Source organism: Brevibacillus sp. AF8 (assembly GCF_021270385.1).
GTDB lineage: Bacteria > Bacillota > Bacilli > Brevibacillales > Brevibacillaceae > Brevibacillus.
Window position 1 is genome coordinate 1 of the sequence record NZ_JAGQDN010000006.1, and the last position, 12,290, is coordinate 12,290.

At 47.7% G+C, this 12,290-nt stretch carries 13 protein-coding genes; 10 read left to right on the top strand and 3 right to left on the bottom strand.

Annotation, left to right across the window (positions count from 1 at the left end):
* Positions 1-179 precede the first annotated feature (179 nt).
* Positions 180-1,511, top strand: a complete 1,332-nt coding sequence (locus KB186_RS10480; protein WP_173609114.1) for a purine/pyrimidine permease — start codon at positions 180-182, stop codon at positions 1,509-1,511.
* 17 nt (positions 1,512-1,528) lie between these two features.
* On the opposite strand, the gene KB186_RS10485 is transcribed toward KB186_RS10480, so the two are convergent.
* Positions 1,529-2,200 (bottom strand): B3/B4 domain-containing protein, encoded by a 672-nt coding sequence (locus KB186_RS10485; protein ID WP_173609113.1) that lies wholly within the window; start codon positions 2,198-2,200, stop codon positions 1,529-1,531.
* Positions 2,201-2,315: 115 nt separating this feature from the next.
* On the opposite strand from KB186_RS10485, the gene rnhA reads away from it, so the two are divergent.
* The 4 genes from rnhA to KB186_RS10505 all read left to right on the top strand — a co-directional run bounded on the left by rnhA (position 2,316) and on the right by KB186_RS10505 (position 5,554).
* On the top strand, positions 2,316-2,750 hold the full coding sequence (gene rnhA / locus KB186_RS10490) for a ribonuclease HI (RefSeq protein WP_173609152.1): 435 nt from the start codon (positions 2,316-2,318) through the stop codon (positions 2,748-2,750).
* Positions 2,747-3,898: a tRNA epoxyqueuosine(34) reductase QueG gene (queG, locus tag KB186_RS10495; protein ID WP_173609112.1), complete on the top strand. Its 1,152-nt coding sequence runs from the start codon at positions 2,747-2,749 to the stop codon at positions 3,896-3,898. The genes rnhA and queG overlap by 4 nt, the downstream gene beginning before the upstream one ends.
* A 26-nt stretch (positions 3,899-3,924) precedes the next feature.
* A complete protein-coding gene (locus tag KB186_RS10500) occupies positions 3,925-4,458 on the top strand; it encodes a methylated-DNA--[protein]-cysteine S-methyltransferase (protein ID WP_173609111.1) in 534 nt (177 codons plus the stop codon).
* Positions 4,459-4,585: 127 nt separating this feature from the next.
* Positions 4,586-5,554: an amidase domain-containing protein gene (locus KB186_RS10505; RefSeq protein WP_232773568.1), complete on the top strand. Its 969-nt coding sequence runs from the start codon at positions 4,586-4,588 to the stop codon at positions 5,552-5,554.
* On the opposite strand, the gene KB186_RS10510 is transcribed toward KB186_RS10505, so the two are convergent.
* On the bottom strand, positions 5,555-6,262 hold the full coding sequence (locus KB186_RS10510; protein WP_173609109.1) for a ferric reductase-like transmembrane domain-containing protein: 708 nt from the start codon (positions 6,260-6,262) through the stop codon (positions 5,555-5,557).
* 138 nt (positions 6,263-6,400) lie between these two features.
* Here KB186_RS10510 and trmL point away from each other — a divergent pair, with 138 nt between their 5' ends.
* The 3 genes from trmL (at position 6,401) to KB186_RS10525 (ending at position 8,340) form a co-directional block, all read left to right on the top strand.
* Entirely contained in the window at positions 6,401-6,871 is a 471-nt protein-coding gene (gene trmL / locus KB186_RS10515) for a tRNA (uridine(34)/cytosine(34)/5-carboxymethylaminomethyluridine(34)-2'-O)-methyltransferase TrmL (protein ID WP_173609108.1), read from the top strand.
* A 25-nt stretch (positions 6,872-6,896) separates the two neighbouring features.
* Positions 6,897-7,622, top strand: coding sequence for an HAD family hydrolase (locus KB186_RS10520; protein WP_173609107.1), 726 nt, complete (start codon positions 6,897-6,899; stop codon positions 7,620-7,622).
* Between the two features lie 145 nt (positions 7,623-7,767).
* The gene (locus KB186_RS10525) at positions 7,768-8,340 is read left to right on the top strand and encodes a hypothetical protein (RefSeq protein WP_221867438.1); all 573 of its coding nucleotides are present in this window, start codon (positions 7,768-7,770) and stop codon (positions 8,338-8,340) included.
* A 238-nt stretch (positions 8,341-8,578) separates the two neighbouring features.
* On the opposite strand, the gene KB186_RS10530 is transcribed toward KB186_RS10525, so the two are convergent.
* The gene (locus KB186_RS10530; RefSeq protein WP_173609105.1) at positions 8,579-8,779 is read right to left on the bottom strand and encodes a hypothetical protein; all 201 of its coding nucleotides are present in this window, start codon (positions 8,777-8,779) and stop codon (positions 8,579-8,581) included.
* A gap of 360 nt (positions 8,780-9,139) precedes the next feature.
* On the opposite strand from KB186_RS10530, the gene KB186_RS10535 reads away from it, so the two are divergent.
* Together KB186_RS10535 and yhbH are read left to right on the top strand one after the other, a co-directional pair.
* Positions 9,140-11,038, top strand: coding sequence for a PrkA family serine protein kinase (locus KB186_RS10535; RefSeq protein ID WP_173609104.1), 1,899 nt, complete (start codon positions 9,140-9,142; stop codon positions 11,036-11,038).
* 70 nt (positions 11,039-11,108) lie between these two features.
* Positions 11,109-12,266: a sporulation protein YhbH gene (gene yhbH / locus KB186_RS10540; protein ID WP_017251936.1), complete on the top strand. Its 1,158-nt coding sequence runs from the start codon at positions 11,109-11,111 to the stop codon at positions 12,264-12,266.
* The last annotated feature ends 24 nt before the right edge of the window (positions 12,267-12,290 follow it).

Consider the following 12,290-nt stretch of genomic DNA (forward strand, 5'->3'; position numbering starts at 1 on the left):
GACTCAAAATCGTGAGGGAAACCGTGGGGGTTCAAGTCCCTTCACCGGCACCATACATTTACAAGCTAACCCTGAATGTCAAGATTTCTTGATGATTGGGGTTTTTTTCTGCTTTGATATGAGCATAGTGTAGAGGGGAAATAGACAACTTGTGTAAGTAACAGGTCGAGGTGGTTGAGGTGTTTTATAAGCTACAAGACAAGCCGCCAATGGGGGTTACGACGCTATCCGTATTACAATGGATGATCGTAACTGTTTCCAGCAGTGTGGCGGTACCATTAATGATTGGAGATATGTACGGCTTGCAGGCTGATGAAATTGGAAAGCTGATGCAGCAGACCATGTTTTACATCGGACTCGCGTCACTACTGCAAGTATGGATTGGACACCGCTATCCGATGATTGAAGGTCCGGCTGGACTATGGTGGGGGATCTTTATCATTTTGGCTCAGCTCGGAACGAGCATGGGTCTTCATCCACAAGAAATTGGTCAATCCTTTCAAGTAGGTATGATATTAGCTGGTCTACTCTTTTTCATTTTTGGCTTATTAGGCTGGATTGGCAAATTACAGAAGTGGTTTACGCCGTTGGTTTCAGGTACGTATATGATTTTGCTTGCTGTTTCTTTGTGTAGTAACATTCTCACGGGCATGCTTGGTATTGGTTTTCAGCATTCAAAAGAGGTACAGCCGGGAGTAGCACTTGTGTCCATAGGGATTGTAGCCCTTGTTGTCTTCATTATGCGGACGAAGCGATTCTCCAGTTTTGCCGTTTTGTTTGGTATGGTTGGAGGCTGGATCGTGTACGCGCTTCTTGGATGGACAGAACCAGTTCGACCTACTGAACAATTGCTTTCATGGCCTTCTATTTTCTTTTGGGGACCTCCACGTTGGGATTGGGGCGTTGTATTAACGAGTATGCTGACAGGATTCGTTCTGTTGACAAACCTCATGACGAGTTTGTCGGTCATGGGAAAAGCGACAGATACAGTGCCTACTGAAAAGCAGTACAATCGCGGTGGTATTTTTACAGGGGTATCCCATTTTCTGTCAGGCTTGAGCGGTGTGGTAGGTATGATTCCACTTTCCTTGGCCGCAGCGGTTATTCAAACCACAAAAATGGCTTCGCGCCTGCCATTTGTGATAGCAATGCTAGGGATGATGCTGATTGGGCTGATTCCCACTGTTGCCCATTTTTTGGCGGCTTTGCCTACTCCAGTGGCATATGCGGCGATGTTCATTTCCTATACGCAACTGCTGGGCTTCGGGTTGAAGGATTACGTGAATGTGAAGATGGACGAACGTACGATTATTATTGGGGGTAGCTCGCTATTGGTTGGGATCGGAGTTATGTTCGTACCGGCTGTAGCTTGGCAGAAACTTCCTGCATTAGCAAGCTTCTTATTCGGCAATGGCTTATTGCTCGGAGTTATTGTGTGTCTGGTCCTGGAACATATCGTTTTTAGAAAAAAGGAAGAAGATAGCGTAAAAAAAGACGGCCAGGCTGCATGACGGGCCGTCTTTTTTTCTTAGGCAGTAACAATAGAGGAGTGAGTCAGCTCGCCGCCGTTGATTTCCGTAAACATGCGACCAACTGAACCTACAATTTCTTCTTTTTTAGATTGTTCCATTTTTTCATGGAAAAAGATGACTTGGAGGAGCGTGCTGCTTTGTTCCGTTACACATGAGCGCTTGGAGTCGACAATGGGACTCCCAAATGCGCCGTTACCATCAGCGAGCAGCAATTTCCCTTCCATGTTGACTTCTCGTCCATTTAATCCTTCATAGACATCATCGGCGTGGCCAAGACGACAAGTGATATCACCCGTTAGATGATTAACGTCATAAATCCCAAAAGGAAGTGCGTGCAAAACAGAGAAAAAATTATTAACATCAACAGCGCTATTAATCCAGAAAAAAGGATTTCCCTGCAGCAGTCGACGCAGCAATGCTTCGGAGGAAGGGCGGTACCTAGACGGATCAATGCCAACTTGCTTAAAGCAAGCTCTCCACTCGCGGACGCCTTCGATTTCTGTCAGCTTTGCGGTGTCATGATCGAGCCGCAAGCTCTCCACATAATAATTGATACGTCCCTGCAGCATTTTGGGGGAGTCACTGACGGAAGCATTGCTGTATTGTAAAATGCCGAGAGAAAATTGCGGCAAACGCTCGGACACGGAAGAATCTAGCTGAACTTTCATCAATAGACACTCCTTATTAATTCTATTTTTGGTAGTATAACAAAAAAATTTTGTGGAAGCGACTAAGCTTCGATACAATAGAAGAGAACAGAGGAGGGAACCCCTGACGATGACAATGCGTGAGGTTGATATTTATACAGACGGAGCATGTTCCGGCAATCCAGGACCAGGTGGTTGGGGAGCTGTACTGATGTATGGCCAACACATCAAGGAAATGTCCGGTGCCGAACCACATACAACGAATAACAGAATGGAGCTGTTGGCGGCCATCAAGGCGCTCTCTACATTGAAGGAGCCTTGTAAGGTGACGCTGTACAGTGATAGTGCATACTTGGTCAACTGTTTCAAGCAAGGCTGGTATAAAGGCTGGCTGAAAAACGGCTGGAAAAACAGCAAAGGCCAGCAGGTGGAAAATCAGGACTTATGGAAAGAACTGTTGCAATTGATGGACACCCACAAGGTAGAGTATGTAAAAGTCAAAGGACACGCCGACAACAAATGGAACAACCGCTGCGACGAATTGGCGACAGGAGCGATTAGACAACTGTGAACGACTTGCTGTACTGGGAGCAGACAAAGCAGTCCATCATTGACTATGCCAAGGAAATCGGAATCGATAAGATCGGGTTTGCCAGTGCCGATCCATTCACGACCTTAAAGGAACGACTACTTGTACATCGGGAAAAGGGCTACGAATCTGGATTTGAAGAGCCAGATTTAGAAAAGAGGACGAACCCGGAACTGTTGTTGGACGGGGCACGCTCGCTGATTTCGATAGCATTGGCTTATCCATCCAAGCTCAAAAATCCACCAAAGTCAGAGCCTGGTGCGTATCGGGGAATCTTATGCCGTGCAGCATGGGGAACCGATTATCATCACGTTCTGCGCGACAAGCTGGACAAGCTGACGCGATTCATTATGGAGCTCGAGCCAGGGGCTCGGATCGAATCCATGGTAGACACGGGAGCATTGTCCGATCGTGCGGTAGCCGAGCGGGCCGGGATTGGGTTTGTAGGTAAAAACTGCGCCATCATAACGCCGGAGTTCGGATCATGGGTGTACTTGGGGGAGCTGGTAACGAATCTTCCGTTGCCAAGCGACCAACCAATCGAAGAAGGCTGTGGCGACTGCAATATATGTGTAGACGCTTGTCCGACCGGAGCCTTGATTCAGGGGGGGCAGCTTGACGCACAGCGATGTGTAGCTTATTTGACACAGGTGAAAGACTTTATTCCAGATGAATTCCGCGGAAAAATCGGGAATCGGCTGTACGGTTGCGACACTTGTCAGACGGTATGTCCTAAGAATCGGCGCATTGACAACGACCATCATGCTGAATTTCAGCCTGATCCGGAGATTGCCAAGCCTTTGTTAATTCCTCTGCTTCAGATGAGCAATAAGGAGTTCAAGGAGAAGTTTGGGCTATCCTCTTCATCTTGGAGAGGCAAAAAACCAATTCAACGTAATGCAATACTAGCGCTTGCACATTTCAAGGATCGGACAGCTATTCCTCATTTGGAGCGTCTATTGTTCGAAGACCCTCGTCCAGTCATCCGGGGAACTGCTGCATGGGCGCTTGGAAAAATCGGGGGAGAGCAGGCACAAGAAGCACTTATTACCGCAAAAGCAAAAGAGGCGTCACCAGAAGTGGTGGAAGAGATAGAAAAAGGCATAAGCATGCTTCGTGCACAGGGTTAGTTTGAACAAGAGAGGGAGGACGTTAAATGGCAAAGGAATTAGGCTATACCATGATGGATTCACCGATTGGACCATTGCTCTTGGCTTCAACAGAAGAAGGGCTGTGCTACATTCAGTTTGCCAATGAACAAGACGGATTGGCGCCGCTTGTGCGCTGGTGCAAAAAAACGTTCTTAGGGATTACCCCAACGCGTAACGATGCGATCAATGAGTCTGCAAAAATACAGCTAGAAGAGTATTTTGCAGGCAAGCGTAAGTCGTTTGATGTTCCAACCGTATTGTACGGAACTCCCTTTCAAAAGGCTGTATGGAATGAGCTATCGAACATTCCCTATGGAGAAACTCGTTCTTACAAAGATATTGCCTTGGCGATTGGAGTGGCGAAAGCTGTTCGGGCCATTGGCGGTGCAAACAATCGTAATCCGATTCCTGTCATTATACCGTGCCATCGCGTCATTGGCTCGAATGGTGCCTTGGTCGGGTACGGCGGTGGCTTATCCATTAAAGAATATTTGCTGTCACTAGAAGAAGGACCACTTTTTGCTCACGCTTCTTCCTAATAAGCTGTCTGCTTGCTCGGACAGCTTTTCTTTTTCTTCTGAATGCTCCACGAGCGACATATTCTTCATTGAGATGAACAGTTCATGGGCTTTGTCGCAGTCTGGAGGCGGAAAGGAGGAGGGGAAAGTGGAGTGGCGTGAATTTGTTCAGCAATACTTTCAAGCAGTTCACCAGTCATCTATGGACGGAAAGTATGAGCGGCTGCTGCCTTTTTATTGCGCAGGAGAGGCAGGTGTGCAGGAAGAATGGGATCGACTGAAACGGGAGAAGCGGAGAGCTGAGGAGCGGGGAGCCAAATTATTGGCTGTCCAGGGACAAGTAACGCCTATGTGCTGGGTAGACACTGATGCCACCATGGAAATAACGGTTCAATGGCAAGAAAATAAAACGCTGGGGATCAAGCAAACCAAGTATACAGAGGTAAGCAAAAGGCTGTTCCAGCTCCAGTTGCTCAAAACGAATGAAAAGTGGTCGATCATCGGGGCAAGGGAGTCGAACGGTGATCAAAAATTGGTGGTCGAAGAAGAGGAGGAGCCTGTCATCGTTGTGACAGGCGTCGAGGATGCCATTGACCAACCTATGCTGGTTGTGCATGGAGCGGGAGGCTACAAAGCTGCAAATGCAGTCGCGTATGCGGAACGTTACTGGAATACGACCAATCCGATATATCCTCGTTTTACGGATGACTGCACGAATTTTATCTCGCAATGTTTACATGCTGGCGGAATCCCTATGCTGATGTCGAAAGAGATGGGCAAGGGCTGGTGGATTCGCACGGGAAAAGGCGCCTCTTGGAGCTATAGCTGGACGGTGGCCCATAGCTTGTATTTACTCTTGAAATCGGGTGGACCACCTATGCGGGCGGTTACGAAAAGCTCCGCGGCGGAATTGGTCCCAGGTGATATCATTTGTTATGATTTTGACGGGGATGGGCGTTTTCAGCACAATACGATTGTGGTCGCAAAAGATGCGAATCAAATGCCGTTAGTGAATGCCCATACGACAGATAGCAGCATGCGTTATTGGGCATATGAGGATTCCACAGCCTATACGCCCAAAATGCGCTATGCCTTCTTTCATATAAGAGGAGTCTAATTACCGCTTGCGATAAAGAGCTCTTCGCATAAAAGAGATGCTGCGAATCACCCAAATCATTGCTGCGAAAACGAGCATGTCTGAAAAGGTATGCGGTTCTCCTTTGATGGATTGGGTGTAAATCAAGCCATGGAACAAGACGATGACAAAAAGCCATGGATTGGCGAGATGAAGCCTTTTCCAACTGGAGCCACCCAGCCATTTTTCTGCGCGTGCAGAAGATGTCAGCAACAGGGCTAGTAGAATGAAAAAGGCAAGCAACCCAAGGTAGTTCGCAACGCCTGTAAGGGTCCAGTTGGGAGATGGCCACATGGTTGGATCAGAAGAAGCGAAAAAGAACAGACCCAGCCAGCCATCAGCCTTTTCGGAACGGTTTTCTTGAATGATCATTAGGCGAGGCTCATTTTCAAAAAGGACGAGCACAAGAATGACGTGCAGAAGTCCAGTTAGCCCAGCCCATATCCCGATATCTCGACGGATGGACGAGCTGATAGTCAACCAGCCAGCAGGGAGCAAGGACTGGAGTGAGCCAATCAATAAGGTGCAGCCAATCAAAATAAATGAGAGATAGCCGAGAAGCATGCTCCATGTTTCTAGGACGGGAAACGAAGAAAAATCAACCCACATCCAACTGGCACCTAACAGGATCAAACTCAGGATGCTCACATGTGCGATAAGGCGTCGCCAAAATGAAATGGGTGTCCCCATCTAATCATCACTCCTTTGATAGCTAAAGTTTTCTGATTAGATGCAGCAGGCACTCCATTTGTTACAGAAGCTGGGCACGGTGGTATAATAGGTCGTGTACAGGTACCAAGTTCGCAAATTACAAGGAGATTTTCAGATATGCCGTTACATATTGTTTTGCATGAGCCGCTCATCCCTGCTAATACGGGAAATATCGCCCGATCATGTGCAGCGACAGGAGCGCATCTGCATTTGATTCACCCACTCGGATTTTCAACGGACGATCGTTACCTGAAGCGGGCTGGTCTCGATTATTGGCATGCGGTTAACGTTCACCATCATGAGAGCTTTGAGCACTTTGCTGCGGCTCAAGGAGAAGGTGCGGGCACTTTTTACTTTGTGGAGACCTGGGGGGAAAAGCTGTATACGGACGTTTCTTTCCGGGATGGCGACTACATTATCTTGGGCAAGGAGACGACGGGTTTACCGGAAGAGCTGACAGAAAAATATCGGGAGCAGACTATTCGTATCCCGATGAGTGGTGCGACCCGTTCTGTGAACCTGTCCAATTGTGCAGCTATTGTCTTGTTTGAGGGACTTCGCCAGTTAGGTTTTCCAGCGTTATCGTAAGGCATTTGGGAGGGAGAGATCCATTATGACTGTGAATACCATCCTGTTTGATTTAGACGGTACGTTATTAGAGATGCAGACAGAACCCTTTGTCAAAAGTTACTTGGTTGAAGTAGGTCGTCATGTCGGAGATAAGTACGATACCGAAAAGCTGTTGGCGCTGGTTTGGGATGCGACCAAAGCAATGATCATGAACCAAGAGCCTGACAAGACGAACGAGCAAGTTTTTATCGAACATTTTACGGAACATAGTGAGTGGGATCGAGAGGAAATATGGCCACTGTTCGATTCGTTTTATCGGGATGTGTTTCCGACACTTTCTCACCTGACATATCCTTCGCCATGGGCAAAGCAGATTGTTGCTGCCGCCAAAGAGCAAGGGTTTCGGGTTGCAGTAGCGACGAATCCGGTTTTCCCGCGGGATGCGATTCACCATCGCCTCGCTTGGATCGGGATGTCCCCGGATGATTTCGAACTGGTCACTGTCTACGAGGAATCGCATTTCACGAAGCCGAATCCTGGTTATTACAAGGAGATTTGCCAAAAGCTTGGGGTTGAGCCGACAGACTGTATCATGGTCGGGAATCACATGCAGGAGGACATGGTCGCATCCAAGTTGGGAATGAAAACGTTTCTGGTAACCAATTGGATGGAAGACCGTGGTGAGCCTCAGTATCAGGTCGATCAGCGGGGATCATTAGAAGAGCTGTTTACGGCGATTTCTGAAAAAAGCGGTGTGTTTGCAGGTTAAGAAATGACTATGAAAGTATAAGCGAGAAGCAGGTTGTCCGTCTGAAAAAATGGCCAAGCCTGCTTTTTCACATACTTATCCCAAAATCATCAGGTAGGCTAGGTGTGTACGACTACGGTTTACATCATAAAGGAGGAAATCTTGCATGAAAAAACTTGTTTCGTCTCTGGTAATGGCTACCTTGCTGTTTAGTGGTATCTCTGTTGTGGCTGCTGCGGATACAGCAGCGGATTCTACAGTTACGCACTCGAAAGCGGAGAAAAAGGAAGAAAACAGAGCAAAGCTGAACGCGAAGGCTGCCAAGTGGGGCGTCGAAACCACGGATCAAACAAATAAGGAAGTAAAAGCAGCGATTCAAGAAGCAAAAGCAGCAAAGAAGGCAGAAAACGCTGAGAAAAAAGCAGCAAAAAAAGCGGCAAAAGAAGCGAAGAAGCAAGAACGACTCGCCAAGCTAAACGATAAGGCTGTAAAGCTGGGCGTTGACACAGCAGGTAAAACAGCGAAAGAAGTAAAAGCGGCTATAAAAGAAGCAAAAGTAGCAAAAAAAGCAGAAAACGCTGAGAAAAAGGCAGCAAAACAAGTGAAGAAGCAAGAACAGCTCGCGAACCTGAAAGAAAAGGCTGCCAAGTGGGGCGTCGACACAGCAGGCAAGAGTGCAAAAGAAATCAAGGCAGAAATCGAAGCGAAGAAAGCAGAAAAGAAAGAGAATAAAAAATAACAAGAAAACAAAAAAAGCAGGTTGCCACAGTAGGCGGCCTGCTTTTTTCCCTGGATGATTCTTACATGTTCCAGGTTTTGTCCTCGTTGTAGCCAGCTGTCAGAATGAAAAACAGAAAAGCTCCGAAGACCAATGCCACGATAAATGTACCCACGTTTGACAGCTCCTTTCGTAAACAAACTACTCCCATTATAGCGTAGCCTGCCCACTTTGCAAACGAATTAAAGCTGTTGCGCCCTTACGTAAGTGACAATTTTCGATGATCATTCACGAGTTTCAAGAAGGCACTAATCGCAATGGGCACACTCAGTATTTCTCCTGTATCAAGTTCCATTCCTGTCACTGCTTGGTAAATAAATACCGAAAGAATCACCAAGGTTGCGATGCCGGTCAAATAAAGTCCTTTTTTCACTTGAATGCGTTCTGTTTGGATGTCCATATTCGTTCCTCCCGCTATTTTTAAGCCAATCCGTATTGGCTTTCCGTGTATGTTGCTTATGATTGTATTTTACAGGGGAGTAGGGATTACAAACCATCGAATCAGCTTACAGCTACGCTCGTTAAACCTTACAATTCCGTAATCTTCCAAGCCATAAAAAAGCAGTCTGCCTTAATTTTTATGGGAAGATTGCTGAAACTTGTGCTGATGTCGCGCATACACATATGTAAAGGCTGTAAGAGCCTGTTGGCAACCGGAGAAAACGGCTTGCACGTGAATGCGTGACCGCAGGCGGACATATACATGAGAGTACATTGTCGTTGGGAAGAGAGAGGGGCTTAAGAGGGAGGAGTGTCGAACATGGACATTTTAAAACGGATCGCTGAGCACCGGGCCCGCGAAGAAAACTTGATGTGGAGAGGAACATTCGCCGAATATTTGGAATTGGTACGTAAAAATCCGCAAATTGCCCAGACTGCGCACTCACGCGTCTACAACATGATTAAAAGTGCGGGGGTTGAAGAGAACGAGGACGGTTCACGTTCGTATCAATTTTTTAGTCGCGAAATTTTCGGATTGGACCGTTCAGTAGAGCGCCTAGTGGAGGAATATTTCCACTCGGCTGCACGGCGTCTGGATGTCCGCAAGCGCATCTTGCTCTTGATGGGACCTGTCAGTGGCGGTAAGTCTACGCTCGTGACGATGCTCAAGCGAGGACTGGAAGAGTATTCACGGACGGAAGCCGGAGCGATCTATGCACTTGATGGTTGCCCCATGCACGAAGAACCACTTCATCTCATCCCGCACGAGCTGCGTCCAGAGGTAGAAGAAGAGCTGGGAATCAAGATTGAAGGAGAACTGACGCCCTATAACCGGATGAGGTTGGAGACCGAATATGGAGGGTGCATTGAGGATTTCCCTGTTCGTCGGATTTTGTTTTCCGAAGCCAATCGGGTGGGGATCGGTACATTTAGCCCTTCCGATCCAAAGTCACAGGATATTGCTGATTTGACGGGGAGCATCGACTTCTCGACGATTACGAAGTACGGCTCTGAGTCCGATCCCCGTGCTTATCGATTTGATGGTGAGCTGAACAAAGCCAATCGTGGATTGATGGAGTTTCAGGAAATGTTGAAATGCGACGAGAAATTTTTGTGGCATCTCCTGTCGCTGACACAGGAAGGAAACTTCAAGGCAGGTCGTTTTGCCCTCATTTCTGCAGATGAGCTGATTGTTGCGCATACGAACGAATCGGAGTACAAGGCTTTTATTTCAAATAAGAAAAATGAGGCACTGCAATCTCGGATTATCGTCATGCCGATGCCGTATAATCTGCGTGTCAGTGACGAAGAAAAAATATACGCGAAATTAATCAAGCAATCCGACTTGGGGCATGTGCATATTTCACCGCATGCGCTCCGGTCAGCAGCAGTCTTTTCCATTATGACCCGCCTGAAGGAATCGAAAAAGCAAGGGGCCGATCTGCTGAAAAAGATGCGGTTATATGATGGTGAATCGGTGGAAGGCTTCAAGGGAGCCGATCTGGAAGAGCTGCGTAACGAGCATGCCGATGAAGGAATGTCCGGTATTGATCCGCGGTATGTCATCAACCGTATCTCCAGTGCACTGATCCGACGCGACACGGAGTGCATCAATGCGCTTGATATTCTTCGGGCGCTAAAAGAAGGCTTTGACCAGCATCCGTCCATCACCAAGGAGCAGCGGGAGAGGTATATGAACTTTATCTCTATCGCGCGTAAGGAATACGACGAGCTGGCGAAAAAAGAGGTGCAGAAGGCGTTTGTCTACAGCTACGAAGAGTCGGCAAAAACGCTCATGGATAACTATTTGGACAATGTGGAAGCTTATTGCAACATGAACAAAATCCGTGACCCCGTTACAGGTGAGGAGATGGATCCAGATGAGCGCCTGATGCGTTCCATCGAGGAGCAAATCGGCATCTCGGAAAATGCCAAGCGGGCCTTCCGTGAAGAAATTCTCATCCGTATCTCGGCCTACGCGCGTAAAGGGAAGCGTTTTGACTACAGCACGCATGACCGTCTGCGGGAAGCTATCGAGAAGAAGCTGTTTGCTGATCTGAAGGATGTCGTCAAGATTACGACCTCGAATAAAACACCGGATGAGCATCAGCTCAAGAAAATTAATGAGGTTACCAAGCGTCTTATCGAAGAGCATCAATATTGCCCGGTTTGCGCAAATGAGCTGCTGCGCTACGTGGGAAGCCTGTTGAACAGATGACAGAACGTTGGCGACATAAGGGGCACGTCATATTCGGCGCAGATTGCGCCAGTTGCTAGGAGGAGACGGCATGAAAGATGAATCATCGTTCATTGTCTCCCGGGAAGACTGGTCGCTGCACCGCAAAGGGTACCAGGACCAAAATCGACACCAGGAAAAAGTGAAAGAAGCGATCAAAAAAAATCTGCCCGATCTCGTCAGCGAAGAAAACATCATCATGTCGAATGGTCGGGAAGTCATTAAGATCCCTATTCGCTCCCTGGATGAATACCGATTGCGTTTTAACTTCCAAAAGGGAAAACATGGCGGTCAAGGTAAAGGAAACAGTAAAGTAGGCGATGTCGTAGCCCGTGACGGCGATCCGGCGCAAGGGCCAGGAAAAGGTCAGGGAGCGGGTGATCAGCCAGGTGTAGACTACTACGAGGCTGAAATCAGCGTAGAAGAATTGCAGGAGATGCTTTTCGCCGAGCTGGAGCTGCCGAACCTTCAACAAAAAGACGAGGAACAAATCGTCGTGGAAGAGACGCGGTTCAATGATGTCAGGAAAAAAGGCTTGATGGGCAACATTGACAAAAAACGCACGCTGATCGCGGCCATCCGCCGAAATGCGCTGGCAGGCTACAGTGATATGGAGCTGGGGATCACCGATGATGACCTGCGCTTCAAGACGTGGGAAGAGATCATCAAGCCTCATTCCAATGCTGTCATTATTGCGATGATGGATACATCTGGATCGATGGGTGTGTTTGAAAAGTATATCGCCCGCAGCTTTTTCTTCTGGATGGTACGTTTTCTGCGTACCAAGTACGAAAAAGTCGAGATCGTCTTCATTGCCCATCATACGGATGCGAAGGAGGTAACGGAGGACACCTTTTTCTCGAAAGGGGAAAGCGGGGGGACGATCTGCTCCTCTGCTTACAAAAAAGCGTTGGAGATCATCGATAGCCGTTACCCAACTTCGCAGTACAATATTTACCCGTTCCATTTTTCCGATGGCGACAATCTCACATCTGACAATGAGCGTTGCGTAAAGCTGGTGAAAGAGCTCATGGAGAGATGCAATATGTTTGGCTATGGTGAGGTGAATCAGTATAATAGGCACAGCACCCTTATGTCAGCGTATCGCCACATCAAAGAGCCGAAATTCATGCATTGTGTCATTCGGGAAAAGGGCGAGGTATACAAGGCGTTGCGTACTTTCTTTGGCAAGAAAGAGGCTGTGAAGTAATCTTTAAAAGCAACCGGGCGAGAA